Annotated in this window: 25 protein-coding genes and 1 pseudogene; 22 read left to right on the forward strand and 4 right to left on the reverse strand. The window is 31.9% G+C overall.

Features of this window, described 5'->3' with window-relative positions; all coding sequences use genetic code 11:
- Positions 1-112 precede the first annotated feature (112 nt).
- The 9 genes and pseudogenes from OCL94_RS07680 to OCL94_RS07720 all read left to right on the forward strand — a co-directional run.
- Positions 113-318: pseudogene (locus OCL94_RS07680) on the forward strand (MarR family transcriptional regulator); the annotation flags it as partial.
- A gap of 1,021 nt (positions 319-1,339) precedes the next feature.
- Positions 1,340-1,519, forward strand: a complete 180-nt coding sequence (locus tag OCL94_RS07685; RefSeq protein WP_262996193.1) for a CsbD family protein — start codon at positions 1,340-1,342, stop codon at positions 1,517-1,519.
- A gap of 316 nt (positions 1,520-1,835) precedes the next feature.
- On the forward strand, positions 1,836-2,468 hold the full coding sequence (locus OCL94_RS07690) for a tandem-type lipoprotein (RefSeq protein WP_262996195.1): 633 nt from the start codon (positions 1,836-1,838) through the stop codon (positions 2,466-2,468).
- A gap of 132 nt (positions 2,469-2,600) precedes the next feature.
- Positions 2,601-2,879: a hypothetical protein gene (locus OCL94_RS07695; RefSeq protein ID WP_262996197.1), complete on the forward strand. Its 279-nt coding sequence runs from the start codon at positions 2,601-2,603 to the stop codon at positions 2,877-2,879.
- Between the two features lie 93 nt (positions 2,880-2,972).
- On the forward strand, positions 2,973-3,743 hold the full coding sequence (locus OCL94_RS07700) for a tandem-type lipoprotein (protein ID WP_262996199.1): 771 nt from the start codon (positions 2,973-2,975) through the stop codon (positions 3,741-3,743).
- The gene (locus OCL94_RS07705; RefSeq protein WP_262996201.1) at positions 3,733-5,118 is read left to right on the forward strand and encodes a hypothetical protein; all 1,386 of its coding nucleotides are present in this window, start codon (positions 3,733-3,735) and stop codon (positions 5,116-5,118) included. Before OCL94_RS07700 ends, OCL94_RS07705 begins: the two co-directional genes overlap by 11 nt.
- Entirely contained in the window at positions 5,115-5,447 is a 333-nt protein-coding gene (locus tag OCL94_RS07710; RefSeq protein ID WP_262996203.1) for a hypothetical protein, read from the forward strand. Before OCL94_RS07705 ends, OCL94_RS07710 begins: the two co-directional genes overlap by 4 nt.
- On the forward strand, positions 5,440-5,724 hold the full coding sequence (locus OCL94_RS07715; RefSeq protein WP_262996206.1) for a hypothetical protein: 285 nt from the start codon (positions 5,440-5,442) through the stop codon (positions 5,722-5,724). The genes OCL94_RS07710 and OCL94_RS07715 overlap by 8 nt, the downstream gene beginning before the upstream one ends.
- Before the next feature lie 148 nt (positions 5,725-5,872).
- Positions 5,873-6,763: a VOC family protein gene (locus tag OCL94_RS07720; protein WP_317618551.1), complete on the forward strand. Its 891-nt coding sequence runs from the start codon at positions 5,873-5,875 to the stop codon at positions 6,761-6,763.
- Positions 6,764-6,811: 48 nt separating this feature from the next.
- Here OCL94_RS07720 and OCL94_RS07725 read toward each other — a convergent pair whose 3' ends face one another.
- From OCL94_RS07725 to OCL94_RS07740, 4 genes are all read right to left on the reverse strand, one after another.
- Positions 6,812-7,498 (reverse strand): helical membrane plugin domain-containing protein, encoded by a 687-nt coding sequence (locus OCL94_RS07725; protein ID WP_262996210.1) that lies wholly within the window; start codon positions 7,496-7,498, stop codon positions 6,812-6,814.
- Positions 7,498-10,464: a formate dehydrogenase subunit alpha gene (fdhF, locus tag OCL94_RS07730; RefSeq protein ID WP_262996212.1), complete on the reverse strand. Its 2,967-nt coding sequence runs from the start codon at positions 10,462-10,464 to the stop codon at positions 7,498-7,500. The genes OCL94_RS07725 and fdhF overlap by 1 nt, the downstream gene beginning before the upstream one ends.
- Positions 10,465-10,620: 156 nt before the next feature.
- Positions 10,621-11,475, reverse strand: coding sequence for an SDR family oxidoreductase (locus OCL94_RS07735; protein WP_262996214.1), 855 nt, complete (start codon positions 11,473-11,475; stop codon positions 10,621-10,623).
- A gap of 233 nt (positions 11,476-11,708) precedes the next feature.
- Positions 11,709-11,873, reverse strand: coding sequence for a hypothetical protein (locus OCL94_RS07740; RefSeq protein ID WP_262996216.1), 165 nt, complete (start codon positions 11,871-11,873; stop codon positions 11,709-11,711).
- A 208-nt stretch (positions 11,874-12,081) separates the two neighbouring features.
- Here OCL94_RS07740 and OCL94_RS07745 point away from each other — a divergent pair, with 208 nt between their 5' ends.
- The 13 genes from OCL94_RS07745 to OCL94_RS07810 all read left to right on the forward strand — a co-directional run bounded on the left by OCL94_RS07745 (position 12,082) and on the right by OCL94_RS07810 (position 20,363).
- Positions 12,082-13,665, forward strand: a complete 1,584-nt coding sequence (locus OCL94_RS07745) for a DUF5011 domain-containing protein (protein WP_262996218.1) — start codon at positions 12,082-12,084, stop codon at positions 13,663-13,665.
- Positions 13,666-13,786: 121 nt separating this feature from the next.
- Positions 13,787-14,413 (forward strand): DsbA family protein, encoded by a 627-nt coding sequence (locus OCL94_RS07750; RefSeq protein ID WP_262996220.1) that lies wholly within the window; start codon positions 13,787-13,789, stop codon positions 14,411-14,413.
- Position 14,414: 1 nt separating this feature from the next.
- Positions 14,415-14,816: a nuclear transport factor 2 family protein gene (locus OCL94_RS07755; RefSeq protein ID WP_262996222.1), complete on the forward strand. Its 402-nt coding sequence runs from the start codon at positions 14,415-14,417 to the stop codon at positions 14,814-14,816.
- Positions 14,817-14,895: 79 nt separating this feature from the next.
- Positions 14,896-15,216: a thioredoxin family protein gene (locus OCL94_RS07760; protein WP_262996224.1), complete on the forward strand. Its 321-nt coding sequence runs from the start codon at positions 14,896-14,898 to the stop codon at positions 15,214-15,216.
- A 154-nt stretch (positions 15,217-15,370) separates the two neighbouring features.
- Positions 15,371-15,643 carry an AbrB/MazE/SpoVT family DNA-binding domain-containing protein gene (locus OCL94_RS07765; protein WP_262996226.1) on the forward strand — a complete coding sequence of 91 codons (273 nt, stop codon included), beginning with the start codon at positions 15,371-15,373 and terminating at the stop codon, positions 15,641-15,643.
- Entirely contained in the window at positions 15,640-16,038 is a 399-nt protein-coding gene (locus OCL94_RS07770) for a type II toxin-antitoxin system death-on-curing family toxin (RefSeq protein WP_262996228.1), read from the forward strand. The genes OCL94_RS07765 and OCL94_RS07770 overlap by 4 nt, the downstream gene beginning before the upstream one ends.
- A 34-nt stretch (positions 16,039-16,072) precedes the next feature.
- Entirely contained in the window at positions 16,073-16,366 is a 294-nt protein-coding gene (locus OCL94_RS07775; protein WP_262996230.1) for a hypothetical protein, read from the forward strand.
- 122 nt (positions 16,367-16,488) lie between these two features.
- On the forward strand, positions 16,489-16,743 hold the full coding sequence (locus OCL94_RS07780; protein WP_262996232.1) for a hypothetical protein: 255 nt from the start codon (positions 16,489-16,491) through the stop codon (positions 16,741-16,743).
- The gene (locus OCL94_RS07785) at positions 16,740-17,066 is read left to right on the forward strand and encodes a YdcP family protein (protein WP_262996234.1); all 327 of its coding nucleotides are present in this window, start codon (positions 16,740-16,742) and stop codon (positions 17,064-17,066) included. Before OCL94_RS07780 ends, OCL94_RS07785 begins: the two co-directional genes overlap by 4 nt.
- A gap of 468 nt (positions 17,067-17,534) precedes the next feature.
- Complete coding sequence (locus OCL94_RS07795) at positions 17,535-18,629, forward strand: replication initiation factor domain-containing protein (protein ID WP_262996239.1); 1,095 nt, start codon at positions 17,535-17,537, stop codon at positions 18,627-18,629.
- A 116-nt stretch (positions 18,630-18,745) separates the two neighbouring features.
- The gene (locus tag OCL94_RS07800) at positions 18,746-19,732 is read left to right on the forward strand and encodes a conjugal transfer protein (RefSeq protein ID WP_262996242.1); all 987 of its coding nucleotides are present in this window, start codon (positions 18,746-18,748) and stop codon (positions 19,730-19,732) included.
- On the forward strand, positions 19,732-19,977 hold the full coding sequence (locus OCL94_RS07805; protein WP_262996245.1) for a TcpD family membrane protein: 246 nt from the start codon (positions 19,732-19,734) through the stop codon (positions 19,975-19,977). The genes OCL94_RS07800 and OCL94_RS07805 overlap by 1 nt, the downstream gene beginning before the upstream one ends.
- A gap of 2 nt (positions 19,978-19,979) precedes the next feature.
- Positions 19,980-20,363: a conjugal transfer protein gene (locus OCL94_RS07810; protein WP_262996247.1), complete on the forward strand. Its 384-nt coding sequence runs from the start codon at positions 19,980-19,982 to the stop codon at positions 20,361-20,363.
- Positions 20,364-20,367: the final 4 nt, after the last annotated feature.

Raw genomic sequence — 20,367 nt, forward strand, 5'->3', positions numbered from 1 at the left:
TATTTAGTACTGCTAATTGAAATTACATATTCATTTTTAAGTGAATCGCCTACTTTATTAAATTAACGATATCTATTCTCATAGAATTTGTCCAATTAAGTGTAGACGATTTAGTTTAAATGAGCAACAAGAATTAATTGTGAGACATTTATATAATCAAGGCGAACTAAAGCATCTAAAATTGCTAATATTATTCAAAGGTCTGTTCCTACTGCTAGAAAAAGATTGAAAGAATTAGAAGAAATGAATATAATATCGACACATGGATCAAGTAAGAATGATCCAAAGAGAACATATTATTTACTCGGATTCGAGTAAAGAGACAAATTTTCGAGTAACTTAAAAGAAAAATACTAAAAAATCATGGGAAACCAATGATATCAAGGGTTTTGTGAGTTTTCGAGCAAAGAGACAAATTTTCGAGTAATATTATTTAATAAGGATTACAAGTTAAATAAAATACCTACTAATCAGAAGTTGACAGAGATTATAAGATTTCTATCATATGTGGTTAGAATTTAAAATAACTTTGTTGTAAGATTGTGGTATAGAATATCTATGAATCTATACGTCAATAATGGAGTGTACCGTCTATGAAGCATCAACAAAGATTTTACATCAATTTTTTGGCAGGTCCTACGTCTTTAAGTTTTTTAAACATCGCATGGATTAACTTTGCATTGTGTCTTATTTTCTACTGGATTATAGCGTCGTATTTTGATAATCCATTGCTAGTGAATATCTTTATAGTAGCGATAATATTCAGCATGGGTACAATGATTTATCACCGAATTAAAGCAATCAGTCATCGCTATCTAAAGTTGTCGATGATTATTGTATGTTTGCAAATCATACTCATGTTGTGCCTTATCGACTTTATGTCTTTATTAATGTTTCTTTCTAGTTATGGAAGAGAAACGGAGATAACTTTAAATAATAAACCATTAATCTATTTTATATTAATAATCGGTTCCATATGGGTTTTATCTATGATTTATTTCGTCCATCTTTATCGTATTGAACGTCAACCGTTTGTCTTGTTAAAGCGCTGTTTACCGAAGGCATCCAATCATATGACAAAGTATATTTGGTATTTGGTTTGTATTTTTATTTTTGTAAGTATGTTATTTCAGCAGACTATTTTCATCGCTGCGCTTGCCTTAGCAATGCTCTGTACTTTCATATTTTCAGCATTAATTATAGATGCTTTTTGTGCTTTTCTTAATATTTAAATCATGAGTATCTCTCAAATAGAGTTAAATTGCATATTAATTGATATACAATTCTATTAATACTATAATGTGGATGTACTAAAAATTGAATTTAAGGAGTGATATTTATGTCAGAAGGTAAATTCGAGCAATTAAAAGGTAACGTACAAGAAAGCGTTGGGAATGCAATTGGTGATGAAAAGTTAGAAGCTGAAGGTAAAGAAAACAAAGCGACAGGTAAAGTTAAAGAAACTGTAGAAAACGTTTCTGATAGTATTAAAGGCGCAATTGACGACTTAAAAAAATAAATAGTTAATGGAACATATGTCATTATAAGACATGCGTTTTGTATTAAACAGGAATATAAAATAAACTGTGTAAGTAGGGTACGAACGACTCTAATTCACAGTTTATTTTTTTGTTCTTTCATAGCACGCTAAAGTTTACTTTGTTCATAATATGAGTTGAATAAAAATACTTGTAACGTAAATTGTAAATGTTGGATTTGAAATGACGAAAGTAGAAAATTAAATTAAGATAATGGTGTAGATATATATTTCATAATGGAAATTTTAGTGAAATATATATGTATATCATTTTAATTTACATAAAAAGGTGAAGTATATGAAAACATTTCAAAAAGTATTGAGTATATTGGGGGTATCATTTTTAATGTTAAATTCAGGATGTTCAAATTTGCCATTCTCTAAAGATCAAAAGGTTGAAAATGCTTTTGAAAAACATTTATCGATATATCCAGTTAAACAATTAGGAGATTTCTATGACATGGAAGGGTATAGGGATAAGAATTTTGATAAAGATGATAAAGGAACTTGGGTGCTGAGTTCTTATTTTGCGGAACAAGATGGTAAAGACGAACCTTTGAAATCTAAAGGTATAGTATTGTTCATGAATCGTAATAATAAAAGTACGAAAGGGAATTACTACATAAGAAACATTTATGATGACATTGAGAAAAATAAAACAATAGAGTATCCAATTACGGTAAAAGGGAATAAAATCGTTCCAATAAAAGCAGTACCAAAAGAAGTGGAAGAAGAAATTGAAAATTATAGATTAATTGTTCAAGATGAATCATTTGGCGATTTAGGAAAACTAAAAAAGATTGAATCCAGACATAATGAAAATATGCCACTGTATTCAATAACTTACGAATTAGATAATCAAAATAAAATCAATGAATGGATACAGAAGCACTATCAAATAGAATCGCGAACATCTGAATTATATATTTAGAGAACAGGGAATTTAGAAGGTGGAAGCGTCGGAGATTTTAAATATGAAGTTAGATACAATACAGAGCGAAAAGATAAATATAAGTATTATTATGAGTCTGTAATCCATCAACCAACAAAGGAGGATTAACTGATGCTTGAAATTGATGATAAAATTAATAGTGAAAGTGAAGAGACCAGTGTAGTTTCCAGTGTGTCGTATGGCATTGAAAACGAATTGTATAGTGGGATTGAAAAAAAGAAAATAAATACAAATATTTATACTTTAAAACAAAAAGGAAAATTCCCCAAAAACCTCACATTTATCGATGCGCATTTGGATGAGGTAAATGGTATAAGTGCTAGTGTATTTTTGGATAAGAATACTGATAAGGTGATGGTTGGATTTGAAATGACGAAAGTAGAAAATTAAATTAAGATAATGGTGTAGATATATATTTCATAATGGAAATTTTAGTGAAATATATATGTATATCATTTTAATTTACATAAAAAGGTGAAGTATATGAAAACATTTCAAAAAGTATTGAGTATATTGGGGGTATCATTTTTAATGTTAAATTCAGGATGTTCAAATTTGCCATTCTCTAAAGATCAAAAGGTTGAAAATGCTTTTGAAAAACATTTATCGATATATCCAGTTAAACAATTAGGAGATTTCTATGACATGGAAGGGTATAGGGATAAAAATTTTGATAAAGATGATAAAGGAACGTGGGTGTTGAGTTCATATTTTGCGGAACAAGATGGCAAGAATGAGCCATTAAAATCTAAAGGTATAGTCTTGTTCTTAAACCGAAATAATAAAACTGCCAAAGGGAATTACTATATAGAAACCATTAATGATGATATAGAAAAAAATGAGACAATTGAATACCCTATTACAGTTAAAAACAATAAACTAGTCCCTAAAGAAGAAGTATCAAATGAAGTTAAAAAAGAAATAGAAAATTATAGACTGATAGTACAAGATGAGTCGTTTGGTGATCTCGGAAAATTGAAAAAACTTAATTCAAGTTATAGTGAACAAGTACCGTTGTATACAGTTGATTATGAGTTGCCAAAAGGAAATAAAATAAACAAATGGGTACGAAATAAATTTTCAATAAGTGATGAAAAAGCAAATTTATTTATAGAACTGACAGGAGATTTAAGAGGTAGTAGCTCAGGAGATTTTAAATTTAAAATTTTGTATGGTACAAAAGGAAAAAATCGTAAATATTATAGAGAGAAAGTAATTTTCCAACCGACAAAGGAGGAAGAATATGGTTCTTGATATAGATAGTAAGATTAATTTACATAGTGAAAAAACAAGTTCGATATCAAGTTTGTCATATAGCATTGAAAATGTTTTATATAAAGGAAGCGATAAATATGATATTAGCAATGAAATAGAAGCATTAAAAAAAGAAGGCAAATTCCCCAAAAACCTCACATTTATCGATGCGCATCTAGATGAGGTAAATGGTATAAGTGCTAGTGCATTTTTGGATAAGAATACTGGTAAGGTGATTGTTGGATTTGCTGGGACGAATTTAAGCACGTCTAAATTACATGCTGCCAAAGATGTTATAGCAGATTTAAAGATTGGATTTTCTGTCAGAACGGCAGAAGATTACTACTATCAATCAACACAACAATTTATTAATAAAATAAATAAAAAATATAAAATTAGTACTTTTACTGGTCACTCTAAAGGTGGACATGATGCTGTTATTTTAGGTCTCCATAATAATGCTGATAATATAGTTGTGTATAATTCAGCGCCAGTGTATCATAACCTCGCTCCTCAAGCAGCATTTATGATGGATACAGAGAGGCAATGGGATTTATTTTGGAAGAAAGGTATTTATTTGAACGATAAGGATGCTGGCGAATATTATATCGATTTATTCAAGGAAAACCCATTTATTAGTAGGAAATTAGAGAGTTATTATCTCATGAAATTAAAAAATCAAATAAAAAACTATAAAGGTAAAATTACTTGGTTTATATCTGATAATGACTTATTAAATAAAGTGAATAATTTTACTAAAAGTACAATTATCGGTGAAAAGATCATCATTGATAATGAGACGGGACATAGTATGGCGAATTTTTTAGATAGAGATGTTCAAGCTATTATTACAGAAAAATTAATGAATTTTGATGATATTTCTTTCGCTTATCCATCTACACACAAATACATAATGAACACGAAAAATAATTTGAAATCGTTGGATCAATTAGCGATAAAATATTCGCAAAGTGGAGGAGCTACTACTAATCAGAAAATAATGTTAGATAAAGTGGCATCTTCAATTTTAGTTGCAGGCTATCGACAGATTATTGATGAAAGAATTACAAAAATAAAATCAACATATAAAGAATGCATTGAAAAGTACAGTATAATCTGGCAAGGTACATATGAAAATGCACACTTAATTGGAGATTATATTAGTGATTATGAAATTTTAGAAGCACTTGAACGTGGAGGAGCTACGAAGGAAAGTATTGCAATGTTACCTAGTCGTAAGATTGAAGAAAAGATTTTGAAATTAAATAAATATAAAAAAGAATGTGAAGAAGTAATGGATAAAATAAACGAAAGTATTCAAGAAATGTTGAAAAAAGATGAGACTTTAGCTCAAGATTTTGGAGTGTTTTTATGAGTAATAAATATTATCGATTACAGATTCTTGAGGAAACCTATCATGATGAAATCAGGTCTTGTAATAGAGAAATAGATGAATTGTTTGAGTTAAAGCAGAATGCCATAAAGTTCAGAGAGCGTGTTTATGATAAATTACTGTATTTAAACTCGAAACATGATTTGTATGACGGTTTTCATCTTCGCATGGATGACATTTTGATGAGATTTTACGATGATATTAATAAATATATTAATGATGAAATAATGATTTTAGAAGATAAAAAATCTTCTTTAAAAAAATCATATAATAATTCTTATGATTTAATTTTGGAGGAAAAAGATGAATGATTTTATGTTGGATGAACATGTAATGAATATTAAATCTTTTGAAATAAAAGCTGAAAAAGAAATCATCACGTTAATTGTTGCACCATCAGGCACTAAAAAAAGAGATGAGTTAGATAGGTATGTAAAAAAATCTGAACAAGATATAAAAAATAGTTTTGAATCAGATGTGAGACAATTTATAAATGCATTTATGTTTGATAATAAAGGCCAATGGGTAGATAAAGCAATGAATGAAATGGAAAATAAAATTAAATTATTTGGAGATATATTCATTTAGCAACCTTACTTCCGAGTAACGTTGCTATTTTTAGCGCTTATTATCACTTTGTTGTATGATGAAATTAATCGTTGTCTATTTTTGAATCACTGTGTAAACAACGGAGTGCAGTTATATCGGTTATAATAAATTTTAAAGGAGACAAATGATGACACAAAAAATAGTGCCATGTTTATGGTTTGATACTGAGGCGAAAGAAGCGGCGGAATTATATACATCGTTATTTCCAAAATCTAAAATAATGTTAGATTCAAAGTTAGAAGGGACGCCTTCAGGAGAAGTAAGTCAACTTACATTTGAAATTATGGGGTTTAAATTTTATGCAATGAGCGCAGGTCCATACTTTAAGAAAAATCCATCAATTTCATTTATGGTTAGTTTCAAGTCTTCTGAAATAGATACATTAAAACATATATTTGATGTATTAAAGCAAGGTGGCAATGTCGTTATGGATCTTAAAGCATATCCTTTCAGCCCGTTATATGCTTGGGTAGAAGATAAGTATGGGGTAAGCTGGCAGTTAATTGTTAACGATAATGAAGATGCACAGCGCGTTAAACCTACGTTATTATTCAATAATGATAATACAGGCAAATGTGAAGCAGCAGTTGATTATTATTTGAGTGTCTTTAAAGATGCACAAAAGAACGCATTTCATTATTACCCGGAAAATATGACACCAAATTTACCAACACATGTGATGCATGGTGAGTTCGTATTAGAAGGTATCACATTCTGTACAATGGATAGTGCGTATGAATATGATTATCAATTTAACGAAGGTGTATCGTTAATTATATATGCTGATAATCAGGCAGAAATTGATTATTACTGGGAACAGTTAAGTCATGATTCGAAGGCAGAACAATGTGGTTGGTTGAAAGATAAATATGGCGTGAGCTGGCAAGTGACACCATCAATCATGGATGACATGATGAACGGAACAGAAGAACAAATTAAACGTGTGACAGAAGCATTTCTACAAATGAAGAAGTTTGATATCGCAGCATTAGAAGCGGCATACAAAGGAGAGAACTAAAATAAACCCTCAAGATTCACATCATGTGAATCTTGAGGGTTTATCTATTTATCTTCTACTTAACAATGCACTGACACCAAGTGCAGCTGCACCTGCAACAATACCGTAAAACTTAGCGTTTGATGGCTTATGGTGTTGCGTGAAGTATTGTTGCTTCGCTTCATCGCGTGCAACTTTGCTCGGTAATTCAACATGGTGTGCTTCATCTACGTTACCACTATTTGTGTGTACTGGGTCAACAACACCTTGTTCTTTCTTTAATTGGTCAAACGACGTACCGAATCCTTTAACAAATTTCGTTAATACGATAGACCCTTCAACGAAATCTTTGTTTGTTAATACATTCAGTAATCCAATCCATCCTAAAGGTTTGCTTTGATTATATTCCGTTGAAAGCTTTAACCCTTTATTGAACTTTAAGATCATCGGCTCGATATCACTGAAGTTGAATTTACCTAAACCTTGAACAAGTAACAATGCATTTCGAATCGCCTGGTCTGTTTCAGTTTCATTCACTGCCTTCAACACACGCGTTAATATAGGGTCACTTTGCGCTAATGCAGCATTCGCTGCATTTAACGCTTCGTGATGATCTAACTGCTCAAGTAGGCGGAATAATTTCAACAACGTATCTTTATGCTGAATTAACTGATCTTCTATTTCTCGTAATTCTTTCGCACGGACTGCTTCAACATCCACTTCCATCGGTTTAATTACTCTAGTAGGTTGCGCCATTATTTATCACCTCTTCTTGATTTCACGATATCTCCAGGGAATACATAATCTTTTCTATTCCATTTACCTTGAACGTTAACACCCATTTGTGGTGTACGATTACCAAATCGGAAGTTATTCTCCGGTAATGGTGATTTCGTACCTTTATCTAAGATGATAAGTTTCGCTTTTGTTTCTTTGTAAGCAGGTGTATGTGTATCTTTATCAGCAATTGAACTTGATAATAAGTTAATCGCAGCATCGCCATTGTCGTTCATTGGTAAGTAAACTTCTTTACCGAATACGCGATTTGTAATGAGCGCTCTTACTTCGACTTGACCATAAGGTGATTGTAAACGTAATAGATTACCTGTTTCAATACCACGTTCAGTAGCAAGTTCTTGTGAAATTTCTAAGAATGCTTCAGGTGTTTCAGCAGCAAGTCCTGCTACTTGATATGTCATATTACCTTCATGGAAATGTTCAAGTAATCGACCATTGTTCACATGAATATCGTATTGTGCTTCGTATTCTGTCGGCTCTGTCCAGTCTACTGGATAGAAGTTTGCTTTCTTATCTTCAAATGGGAAGCCATCTGTAAATAATAATGGTGAATCGGTACCATCTTCATGGACTGGCCATTGTAAGCTGTTGAATCCTTCTAATCGATCATATGATACACCAGAATAAATTGGTGTTAATGATGCGATTTCATCCATGATTTCGCTTGGGTGACTGTAATGCCAATCTGCTCCTAAATGCTGTGCGATTTCCTGAATAATTCTCCAGTCAGGTTTCGTACCTTCTAAAGGTTCCATGACTTGATATAAACGTTGAATACGACGTTCTGTATTTGAGAACGTTCCTTCTTTTTCAAAGCTTGGTGCTGCAGGTAAAATTACGTCTGCATATTCAGCTGTTTTAGAGAAGAAGATATCTTGAACAACGAAGAATTTTAACTTTTCAAATCCTTCACGTACATAGTTTATGTTTGAGTCAACGATACCCATATCTTCACCTTTTAAGTAAAGAACATCTAATTCGCCAGCGTGCATTGCATCAACCATTTGGTGGTTATTCTGGCCGACTTTAGGATTCATCTTCACGCCCCATGCTTTGCCGAATTTATCAAGTGCTGCCTGATCAGAAATCTTTTGATAACCTGGTAAGTGTGTTGGCATACTACCCATGTCAGAAGCACCTTGTACGTTGTTGTGTCCGCGTAATGGGTAAGAACCCGCACCTGGTTTCATGTAGTTACCAGTCACTAATAACATGTTAGAAATAGCTGTTGATGTATCACTACCACCACGTTGTTGTGTCACACCCATTGCCCACATGACAACAGTTGATTTTGCTTCATGAATCATTTCAGCAATCTTGATGATTTCTTCTTGAGACATTCCTGTATGTTCTGCTGCATATTCAATAGTGTATTTTTCTAGACTCTTAACAAGTGCATCATAGTTATTAACGTGTTTATCAATAAATTCCTGGTCTTGCCAGTTGTTATCGATGATATATTTTGTTACGGCATTTAACCATACTAAATCTGAACCTGGGTTAGGGCGAACGAACATATCAGCACGTTCCGCTAATTCATGTTTACGAATATCAACCACTAATAATTTTGCACCACGTAATTTTTGGGCACTTTTCACACGTGTTGCGATAACTGGATGTGCTTCGGCAGTGTTTGTTCCTAAACCGATGATTAATCCAGCTGAACCGATGTCTGTAATTGAACCAGAGTCACCACCGTATCCGACAGTTCTCCATAATCCCATCGTTGCAGGGGATTGACAGTAACGTGAACAGTTATCAACGTTATTTGTTCCTACAACTTGACGTGCTAACTTCTGCATTAAGTATGATTCTTCGTTTGTACATTTAGATGATGTGATGAATGCTAAGCGTTCTGGATCTTTCGTCATAGTTTCTTTAAATTTACTTGCAATTAAAGTCAATGCTTCTTCCCAAGTTGCTTCTCTAAAGCCATCTGCTTCACGGATTAACGGTTTCGTTAAGCGCTCACCAGAGTTAACGAAATCCCAGCCGAATTTACCTTTCACACACGTTGAAATTTGGTTCGCTGGACTTTCTGGAGATGGTTCAACCTTTAAGATTTCACGGTCTTTCGTCCAAACTTCAAATGAACAGCCGACACCACAATAAGTACATACTGTCTTTGTCTTCTTGATTCTATCTTTACGCATTTCAGCTTCAACGTCTGAAATCGCCATTAATGGTGTGTAACCTGTTTCTACTGCTTTAGTTACTTCTACTGCTGGACGGAATGCATCTCTTAACATACCTGTTAAGAAGCCAGCTTCACCGACCATACCAACTTCCATCATTGCATTACATGGACATACTGTTGAACAGTGTCCGCAGTTAACACATGAAGAATCATCGATATTCATATCTTTATTACCGTCCCAAATAACACGAGGACGTTCTAATTCCCAGTCAATCATTAATGTTTCATTAACTTGGACATTTTGACAAGCTTGAACACAACGTCCACAAAGGATACATTGATCTGGATCGTAGCGGTAGAATTTACCGACATTTTTCTCATAACCTTTTGGTGTTTGTGCTGTTGCTTGATGATCAATTTTTAAGTTTTTAACGGTGTTGTGAATTGTACAGTTCCCATTGTTGAAATCACATACCGTACAGTATAGCTCGTGATTAGCAAGTACTCTGTCCATAGCAATCATTTGTGCCTCAAATGCTTCGCTAGAACCTGTTCTTACAACGTCTCCATCTTTTAGTTCCGTGCTACACGCACGAACTAATTCCCCGTTAACTTCAACGATACAAGCATCACACGTTTCAATCGCACCTAAATCAGGATGGTAACATAACGCCGGAACATCGATTCCTTTGTATCTTAAGTAATCAAGAATACTCACTTGCGTTGGTACATCCATAGGTTTGCCATTCAATGTGATACTGACCATTTGCTTTGTTGCTTCTGTCATACAAAAACCCCATTTCTTATTTTGAATTAATAAAACAATATTTGTGCCCAATTTAATTATACGACTAATAAAAATATATTCAAAAGATTGTATAGAAAATCAATCATTAAAATAAAAAAAGCCTTCCGTCCTAAAAATAGGATGAAGGCATGATGATTATTGGATGAGTTGACGTACTTGTTCTTGTAATAATTTGCCGTCTGGATCTGCTTGTGTCTTCAGTTGAGTGAAAGTTTCAGCGAAATCAGATGTTCTTATACGAATCGGAGGTTCATTCATTTCAGAGACAGCAACAACGACCTCTGCTACTTCTGCAGGTGTTTGAGCTTTGTTAGTTTTAGAACGTTCCTGGAAGCCATTAATGTATGACTCTAATAAAGGTTTATATTCATCTTCAAGAATACCACCCGTCGAAGTGATTTGCGCAAATGCACTATTACTAAATTCAGAGCTAATACCTGCAGGTTCAATAGCAGTAAACTTTACATTAAAGTGCGGTTGTACATAGCTTGCCAATGCTTCAGTATAGCCTTCAACACCAAACTTTGTTGCGCAATAAATCTCGTTAAACGGTTGACCAACAAGTCCACCAACAGATGAAATATTGATGATGTGTCCACTACGTTGTTCGCGCATTGTCGGAAGAACAGCTTTAGTCATACGCATTACACCCATTAAATTTAAGTTAAGCTGCCACATCATTTCTTCTTCAGTCGCTTGTTCAGTTGAACGGACAAATCCTGCACCTGCATTATTAATTAATATATCGATTGTACCTGCTTCCAATAATATTTCATTGACTGTATGCGTCACACTATTAGAATCTGTTACATCAAGCTGTTTAATCTGCAAAGCTACTTTTGCAGATTTTGCAGCATTTAATAATATATTTTGTTTATCTAGATTTCTCATTGTGGCGTACACGTTATAGCCTTTTTTCGCCATTAAGATTGCAGTTTCTAAACCTAATCCAGTCGATGTACCTGTAATGAGTACTGTTTTGTTTGTCATTGTATAAAACCCCTTATATTTAATATATGTATTATACAACTTAATATTAATTAATGGTTAGTAATACGAGTAGTCAATGCTTATATTATTTAAAAGATAACGTGTGCAAAAAACGATAAACTTTGCACACGTCGAAATATACATCATAATAAATGTAGAGTTGTAATATGTAATAATGACTAGTATACTTTGATAAAAAAAAATCGCCCCTCAGTAGAGGTGAGCGATTATTATTATTGTTGTTCTCCGAAACCGAATTTTTCACTAGCGATTTCTTTACCTTTTTCGATATATTCATCTTTATGTTCTTCGATAAATGCTTTACCTTGTTCGATTACTTCGTCTTTGTGATCTGCGATAAGTTGTTCGCCTTGTGCTTTTAAGTCGTCAAAATTCATGATGATCTCTCCTTTGATATATAAATACAAACATAGTGTAACACGTTTGTGTAAAATAGGAAAATTTAATATACTACTTATATCAAAGTGGTAAAAATACAATAGGTCGCACGCGATATAAAAAGCTTGTATTAATTTGTATTGTCGCGTATACTTGAGTAATTAGAAAGACTTGTAAGTACAACTTATAAGTTTAAAGGAGAAAATTATGAAAAAAACAAACAGTAAATACGGGATTCAAAAATTCGCTTTAGGAACAGCTACATTATTCATGGGATTATCAATGGCGTTAAGCCATGATGCACAAGCTGAAACAGCACCTTCTTATGTTCCTAAAATTACAAATACAGCCACAAATACATTAGCTTACGGTTCAACATTTAATCCGTTAACTGGCATTACAGCAACAGACACTGAAGATGGTAACATCACTTCTAAAGTAGTTGTCGTATCAAATAATGTGAATACGAAAGTTGCTGGAACTTATACAGTTGTATATCAAGTAACCGATTCAAATAATAATACATTTAAATTAACAAGAACGATTGTTGTATCTGCACCAGTTGTAGCAAATACAGCACCAGTATTTAAATCTACTGCAACTAGTGCGTTAACAGTTGGTAATGCCTTTAACCCATTAACAGGCGTGACTGCAACAGATGCTGAAGATGGCGATTTAACATCTAAAATTGTTATCGTATCTAACAATGTGAATACACAAGTTGCAGGTGCTTACCAAGTTGTATATGAAGTAAAAGATAGCAAAGGCACTACTGCAAGATATATTCGCAACGTATCTGTATCAGCAGTGAATAACCCACCTAAAATTGTGAGCACCGGTTCAAATAACTTATTAGTAGGTGCAGCCTTTAATCCGTTAACAGGCGTAACTGCAACAGATACAGAAGATGGGGTAATTACACCAAAGATCGTTATCGTATCAAATAATGTGAACACACAAGTTGCAGGCACATACCAAGTTGTGTATTCAGTAACAGACTCTAAAGGAAATAAAGCAAACTTTACGCGTAACATCTTAGTGAGCGCTGTGAATACAGCACCTAAATTTGCAAGTTCAGCATCAAACAATTTAACAGTTGGTGCTACATTTAATCCATTAACAGGTGTAACAGCAACGGATGCAGAAGATGGTAATATCACTGCTAAAATTGTTGTTGTGTCAAATAACGTAAATACAAAAGTTGCAGGCACATATCAAGTTGTATATAAAGTGACGGATTCTAAAGGGGTTTCATCAACATTAACAAGAAACGTATTAGTAAGTGCACCAGTTGCAGCGAATAATGCGCCAAAAATCACGAATACTTCATCTAATACATTAGCGTTAAACAGTGTATTTAATCCATTAGCAGGTATTACAGCAGCAGATACAGAAGATGGAAACATTACTGCTAAAGTTGTTGTTGTATCTAATAATGTGAATACTAAAGTTGCAGGCACATATCAAGTTGTATATAAAGTAACGGATACTAAAGGTAGTTCTTATACTTTAAACAGATCAGTGACGGTAATTCCACAAACAACTTTAGCAAATACACCACCTAAAATTACAAACACAGCATCAAACAATTTAAAATTAGGTGCTACATTTAATCCATTAACAGGTGTAACAGCAACAGATGCAGAAGATGGCAATATCACTGCTAAAATCGTTGTTGTATCAAATACTGTAAATACAAAAATTGCAGGCACATACCAAGTAGTATATAAAGTAACAGATGCGATGGGTAATAGTTATACACTTACAAGAAACGTATTAGTAAGTGCATAATGATAATAGATAACATGAACCTTAACGTTTAGATTCTGTCTAAATGTTAAGGTTTTTTCTTATTTATATTATGACTAAATAGTTGTATATTAATGATAATAATAAAGAAAGAAGGATAAATATGAAGATAATATATATATGGGATGCTTATTGTGGATGGTGTTACGGCTTTAATAGTGTATTTAAACAATTTCATGACAGACATCCTGAGTTAAATATTGAAGTGATTTCAGGCGGTTTGTTTATTGGAGAGAATAGTAAGCCGATTGGGACTTATGGTTATTTTGAATCAGGAAATCAACAAATTGCTGCGATGTTTCCCGTAACATTTGGAGAGAAGAATTTGCAATTAATCCATGAAGGGACGACGGTTTTAGATTCAGACGGTCCTGCAAATGCATTTGCAGTAATGCGTGAACAAATTCCACAAGCGCAATGGTCTGAGTTAGCATTTGAAATTCAGCAGCAATATTTTGTAGAAGGTAAAAGTTTAAGTGAAGTGAGTACTTATACAGATTTAGCATCTAAATTTCAATTAGATGCAACACTGTTAGCACAGCAATTAACGAAAGCGTTAAAAGAAAATACATTATCTCAAACGGATTACAATCATGCGAGAACGATGGGTGTGACAAGTTATCCTACAGTGATTGCAGAAGTAAATGGTCAGTACTATGACTTTAGAGGACAAGCAACGACAGTTGAAGATTTAGAGCAGCATTATCAAATATTATTAAAAGAGGGATAACATGAAATCAGAACAATATCAAAGTATTATTGAGACAACATATCGTTTAGTAGGTGAAGGGAAGTTAGATGCTTTCTTTGAATATTTGGCAGATGATATCACTTGGACTGAGTGTGAAGGTTTTCCATATGGCGGTACGTATGTTGGAAAAGAAGACATCCTACAAAATGTTCATATGCGTTTAGGAACAGAATGGGATCAATATACTGCAAAAGATATTGATTATACGTTTAATGAAGAAAAAGTAATGGTATTCGGAAAATATAGCGGAACATATAAACAGACAAATAAATATTTCGAAGCAGATTTTGTTCATTATTATACTTTCAATGATGCAGGGAAAATCCAATCATTTAGACAAGTAACGGATAGCGTAAAAGTATTAGAGGCAATGACGGAATAAATTTAAGTATAAGTGCAGCTCAATGCTAGCGCTTATATTTTATACTCCAAATAAGTTTTTTGAAATGAGGTGTTGAATATTGAATCAAATTAAAGACTACGAAACTTTAACAAAAGCAATGCAACAAGATAAATTTGTGTTATATGTTATGTCAGAGGGGTGTTCGGTATGTCATGCAGATTTACCGAAAGTTGAGTCAATGCTTGAGAATTATGATTTACCGAGTGCACAGATATTAGTGAATGAAATACCAGAAGCGGCAGGTCAATTATCGCTATTCACATCACCGGTCATTATTCTATTTGCTGAAGGTAGAGAATTTCACCGACAAGCACGTATTATTGATTTTGAGGCACTTGATTATCGTATGGGACAGTTAAATGAATTTAGGGAAATATGATATGTATTAAAACGGCAACTTCGGTTGTCGTTTTTTATATATTTTTATAACGACGTATATACGTATTAATGTATATATGTATTTACGTTAATGTAATAATAGTGTATAATGTAAACAAATGAAAAGATTAATAAAATATTATGAGGTGATGAACATGTCAAAATTTGAATATGAACCGAAAAATAATGGACACAGCTTTATTAAAGAGCAAAAGTTATGGAAATCTGGAAACTCAGTTGTAATTACAGTTCCAAAAGAAGTACTGAATCATTTTAATGTAACGACAGGTGATGCATTAATGTTTGATGTAAATGAAGATCGTGTGGAGTTAGTGAAGAAAGCTTATGATGATTTGGATATACTTAAACTTGTAGACAGAACATTAGATAGACATGGAGAAATTATAGAGGGATTAATTGAACGATGATAAACTACTTAACTGAAAAACAAATTATTTCGATTAATTATAAACTTATTCTCGAAACTTCACCTGGTGAACAAATAGGTGTAAAGGAGCCGAGTGCTTTAAATATGACTGTTGAAAGCCCTAAACAAGAAGTATTCGCTGTAGAAGTATATCCTACTTTGTTGTTAAAAGCCGCTAATTTATATCGCAATGTTGTTATGAAGCATATTTTCTTTAATGCAAATAAACGTACAGCATTTACGTGTCTAGAAATATTTCTCTATATTAATGGTGTAGAAATTAGAGTACCTACTGAAGAGGGTATTGAATTCACTGTCAGAATAGCAACTGAGAAATTAGAGGAAGAAGAGATTGCTGAATGGATTGCATGTTTTATAGGGTGGTGTAAACTTTAGTTATAATAATTAATCTTGAAGGAGGTTAGTTGATATGACAGAGTTTACATCATCTTTTTTATATTCTGAAAAAATGAATAAACTAGATTATCACAATTATGTCATTTTAAGATTTCATAAATTTTCAAAACGTAAAATTTGCAAGATGTATAAAATTGCATATTTCTGTATATTGGATATTTGTGAAAAAGCTCGAAAAGATGATTATATTTTTACCTTCAAAGATTATTTATTTTTAAAAGAAATGGGAGTTAGTAATGATTTTATTTGTAAAATGTATCAGATCGAAAAACAAGATTTAGAATTTTTTGAGGTGATGAACAAGTAAAAGCATTAAAAAAATTTAATAGATCAGGAGAAGCATAGAAACTCCATTATCAAAAATGCAGTGGTTTGGATTGGCGACTATTCGTATTCAGACGACCAAATAAAGAAACTGGAGGATTTAGAGTGAAAGTATTGAATATTAAAATCATGCAAACTCTTGATAATCCCATAATATTTGAATGTGTTGGTTATTATGACATATCAAATAAAGTCACAGTTTTAGTAAATTATAATCCACAAACAGAGACTGCTTATGAAGTTGATAAGTCTTATAAAAAAATTAGTGGTTTATATCATAATTTTGATGTTTGTGTATCTTCAGTTATTGAAAAAAAATTAAAATTAAACAATCAAAAATTAAAGGAGAGAATAATATGAAACCAGTTTTAGACATTGAAAAAACATTAGGTGAGTTAAATTTTATGGGTGTAGATGAGAAATATAAGTATGAAAATGGTGAAAGAACTAATGAAGTTCAATATGCTTATAAATTATCAAGTCGTGAACAAGGTGAACAGATTACTGTAAAAACACCAAATAAAGTTGAATTAGATTATTTACAAAGATGTGAATTAGTAAATGCAGATTGTAATATTTATATTCAATCAAATGGTAATTTTAGTACAGTTGCTTATTCGTTTTCTGCTGAAGATATTAAGCCGATTGGGGCAAAAACAGAGCCTAAGCAACCTATGAAATAATTATGGTTTATTCGAGTATATTGCTGATTAGAATTGCTAATGAATTGAGGTTGAGATTATCTGATCAGATGATTGATTATATTGTTTCTCGTATCAATTATGGTCATGCAATATCTTTACTTGATTTATCATACGAAATATCAGAAAGAGACAGGTCTATTAAGTTTTATTCAACTGGCAGACCTTTTATCTATGCTGATATTTGTTTGTTATGTGATGAATTAGCTAAACGTAATCATGGTAGAATGCTCAAAAAAAGTGTTACAGACTGTATTTATATTGGTGATATTGATTAACAAAGGCACACCATTATAAATATGTCATGTAACTTTTAGGCTTTTGCACGCGCAAAAATGCAAGGGCGGAGCCCGTTAAGCATTTGGGCAGCGCTTGCGCGTGCAAAAGCCGTTAAGAAAGTGAAATGACATATTTATCAAATCGCTTGCGATTTGTAGGGAGGATAAATGTATGACAAATATAAATGAGCCCCCGACTAGTAACACGGGGGCTGAGCGTACAAATAAAAGTGAGTTGAGTGCTTGTGTAGACTGGGTTCAAGTCACTTTCCACCACCCCCCCATTTCAGCAATAATAAATGAGGTGTTAAAGTTGCCAATAACACACTTTAAAGATGAGCCTGGAGGCGCTTATGGATATAATCGTAAGATTAGATATTCAAAGTTAAAAATTTATTATTCTGACACTCGAAATGATATGGGTAAACATTTTGAATTAACTGGTTCTGCTTGTAGAGAGTTTGAACATCATTTACAAAATTTAAATATGACTTGGCAAGATTTTTTTAAACTTTGTTTAGAGTATGGTGGTAAATTCACAAGGATAGATATAGCGATTGATGATTATGTAACTTATCTCTCTATTCCTGCATTAATTAAAAAAATTGATTCTGGTGAATGTGTATCAAAGTTTAAACTTGCGAAGATCATTCAAGGTAAAAATATTGCGAATGGTGGTAATAGAGGTTCAACTTTGTATATTGGTTCTGAAAAAAGTAATTTATTTTGTAGATTTTATGAGAAGAATTATGAACAGTCATATAAAAGAAATATACCAGTTGAAGATATAGGACCCTGGAACAGATATGAATTACAAGTAAGAAATAAAAAAGCTGTAGTATTAGTTGATGTGTTGACGAAAGAAACAAATATTGCATATGTAATACGACAGATATTAAACGAGTCAGTTCGTTTTGTTAGTAAACCGGCATCAAATGATAGTAATAGAAAAAGATGGCCAGTATATCGCCCGTGGGCAATCTTTATTGGTAAAGCTTCTAAAATTAAATTGACAATGAAGCCGGAGATTAAATCAATTCAAGATAATATTAACTGGTTAATTAAACAAGTATCGACTACATTAGAAACGGTTTTGACTGCTGAGAAAGTTGCTGAAAATTTGGGGTTAACTAATGATACTGATTATTTATCATTAGTTTTAGAAAATGCGAATTTAAAAGAAGAACATGAGCAACGTATTACGAATTATATTTTAGATTTGGAACAAAAAAAATCAGATACTTTTGAGCAAGTATCTGAAAAGTAGAAAACAATTAACAAAAGGAGTTGATTCCCATTATTAATAATTTTCGCAATCACTTATTAAAACTAATCAACGTATATATTTTATCACGTTTCAATAAAAATGGAAAGACTTATAATGTGAATGAAGATGAGCGTAAGCCTATTCCTAAAGTTAATAAATTAGCTAAATACGTTGTTTATTTCTTTTGGCTCGCAGTGTTGTTATTAATATTGAGTGGTTTTTTTGCTTTTAGAAATTCTAATCTTGCAGTAAAGACATCGAAAACAAATGCTGATGAGTTTAAAGTATTTAAAAATGATTATATTGATAATGCGTCAGAACTTCAATATAGTCCTAAGTTACGTCTATATACTGATGAATTTGTAGATAAATATATAAATTTATCTAAGGATAATACAGAACGTGATAAACGATCTATTGCGTTATCTAAATTTTTTTTAGAAGGTTATAAAGAAAATTCCAATGATATGAAGTCTGAAAGAAAATTAAAATCTAAAGAATTTTATAATATTGTAAAATCAGACGGTCAAATTATTGTTCAGTATATAGTAAATTATGATGTTGTTACAACGGTTGAAAAAGAAGTGAAAGAAAAATCAGATAAGAAGAAAGAAGAAAAAACAGTTACTAAAGATGTTGAAGAAAATATTAATCAGAATATGATGTTAAATATTCCTTTAGTAGTAGATAAAGATAACTATGGTGTTAATGATTTACCCTACTTTACTTTGATCCCTAAAGATAAAAAAGTTAAGGGTAAAATGGTTGAAAATCAAATTGATGATAAATATCGTACTTCTTCAGATACTGAAATAAATGATTTTGTTAAAGAATTTTTTAAAAAGTATGTAACCTCTACAGCGAAAGATATGCGTTATTTAATGGATAAGCCGGAGGGCTTAGAAGATAAACGTGAGATTAAAGAAATAAAAAATATGACTGTTTATAAGAAAGATAAGAAAGTCATTGTTAAAGCTATTATTGATATGACAGATAAAAAGTCAAAATTAATTAATATGGAGCATTATACATTAAAATTAGAGAAAAAAGATGGTAAATATTCTGTTAAAGAACTAAAACATACTATTGGGGGTAATGAATAATGAATAATTTATTTTTATTAGGTGATATTAATATTGGTGGTCTTTCTAATAATATTAGTAGTCAGGCTGCTGACGCGATTGGAATTATTGTAATTGTATTAGTGTTAATTTTATTTGCTAAAAAACAGATTGGTGCGATGATTGGAACAATTATTATTGGTGGTTTCGTTTATATTGTTATTAAAGGTCCAGATCAAATTTTAAACGCTATCGGTAATTTCTTTAAACCTATTTTTGGATTATAAAAATGAGTACTAAAAAAGCGTATAATCTGAAAAAGGCATTTAATCAGCAAGTTGTAATATATGACTGGGGAAATGGGTTTAAAACGCCTTTTGGTGTAAATCTTGAATTTGGACTGACATTATTATTTGTAGAACTAATATTTTTTATGATGTATAAATTATTTTTACATGGCATTGTTAATAATATTAGTGGTTTATTGATTGTATATTTTACCTGGTTTCCATGGTTAGTAGCAAAAAAAATTGTAAAGTTAAAACAAGACGGTAAACCTTTATGGTTCTTTATCTATGAATATTTGATTTATGTTTATAATATACAGATTAAGAATATTGTTTATTCATATGATGAACCAGTGCGTTATAAAGATAAAGTTAATTTTAAGTAGCCCT

Source organism: Macrococcus capreoli, assembly GCF_025628935.1.
Taxonomy (GTDB): domain Bacteria; phylum Bacillota; class Bacilli; order Staphylococcales; family Staphylococcaceae; genus Macrococcoides; species Macrococcoides capreoli.

Excerpts from the sequence above, each read along its gene's own strand:
- OCL94_RS07685 (WP_262996193.1), top strand. The coding sequence starts at position 1,340 with ATGTCAGAAGGTAAATTCGAGCAATTAAAAGGTAACGTACAAGAAAGC.
- OCL94_RS07690 (WP_262996195.1), top strand. The coding sequence starts at position 1,836 with ATGAAAACATTTCAAAAAGTATTGAGTATATTGGGGGTATCATTTTTA.
- OCL94_RS07695 (WP_262996197.1), top strand. The coding sequence starts at position 2,601 with ATGCTTGAAATTGATGATAAAATTAATAGTGAAAGTGAAGAGACCAGT.
- OCL94_RS07700 (WP_262996199.1), top strand. The coding sequence starts at position 2,973 with ATGAAAACATTTCAAAAAGTATTGAGTATATTGGGGGTATCATTTTTA.
- OCL94_RS07705 (WP_262996201.1), top strand. The coding sequence starts at position 3,733 with ATGGTTCTTGATATAGATAGTAAGATTAATTTACATAGTGAAAAAACA.
- OCL94_RS07710 (WP_262996203.1), top strand. The coding sequence starts at position 5,115 with ATGAGTAATAAATATTATCGATTACAGATTCTTGAGGAAACCTATCAT.
- OCL94_RS07715 (WP_262996206.1), top strand. The coding sequence starts at position 5,440 with ATGAATGATTTTATGTTGGATGAACATGTAATGAATATTAAATCTTTT.
- OCL94_RS07720 (WP_317618551.1), top strand. The coding sequence starts at position 5,873 with ATGACACAAAAAATAGTGCCATGTTTATGGTTTGATACTGAGGCGAAA.
- OCL94_RS07725 (WP_262996210.1), bottom strand. The coding sequence starts at position 7,498 with ATGGCGCAACCTACTAGAGTAATTAAACCGATGGAAGTGGATGTTGAA.
- fdhF (WP_262996212.1), bottom strand. The coding sequence starts at position 10,464 with ATGACAGAAGCAACAAAGCAAATGGTCAGTATCACATTGAATGGCAAA.
- OCL94_RS07735 (WP_262996214.1), bottom strand. The coding sequence starts at position 11,475 with ATGACAAACAAAACAGTACTCATTACAGGTACATCGACTGGATTAGGT.
- OCL94_RS07740 (WP_262996216.1), bottom strand. The coding sequence starts at position 11,873 with ATGAATTTTGACGACTTAAAAGCACAAGGCGAACAACTTATCGCAGAT.
- OCL94_RS07745 (WP_262996218.1), top strand. The coding sequence starts at position 12,082 with ATGAAAAAAACAAACAGTAAATACGGGATTCAAAAATTCGCTTTAGGA.
- OCL94_RS07750 (WP_262996220.1), top strand. The coding sequence starts at position 13,787 with ATGAAGATAATATATATATGGGATGCTTATTGTGGATGGTGTTACGGC.
- OCL94_RS07755 (WP_262996222.1), top strand. The coding sequence starts at position 14,415 with ATGAAATCAGAACAATATCAAAGTATTATTGAGACAACATATCGTTTA.
- OCL94_RS07765 (WP_262996226.1), top strand. The coding sequence starts at position 15,371 with ATGTCAAAATTTGAATATGAACCGAAAAATAATGGACACAGCTTTATT.
- OCL94_RS07770 (WP_262996228.1), top strand. The coding sequence starts at position 15,640 with ATGATAAACTACTTAACTGAAAAACAAATTATTTCGATTAATTATAAA.
- OCL94_RS07775 (WP_262996230.1), top strand. The coding sequence starts at position 16,073 with ATGACAGAGTTTACATCATCTTTTTTATATTCTGAAAAAATGAATAAA.
- OCL94_RS07785 (WP_262996234.1), top strand. The coding sequence starts at position 16,740 with ATGAAACCAGTTTTAGACATTGAAAAAACATTAGGTGAGTTAAATTTT.
- OCL94_RS07795 (WP_262996239.1), top strand. The coding sequence starts at position 17,535 with ATGACAAATATAAATGAGCCCCCGACTAGTAACACGGGGGCTGAGCGT.
- OCL94_RS07805 (WP_262996245.1), top strand. The coding sequence starts at position 19,732 with ATGAATAATTTATTTTTATTAGGTGATATTAATATTGGTGGTCTTTCT.
- OCL94_RS07810 (WP_262996247.1), top strand. The coding sequence starts at position 19,980 with ATGAGTACTAAAAAAGCGTATAATCTGAAAAAGGCATTTAATCAGCAA.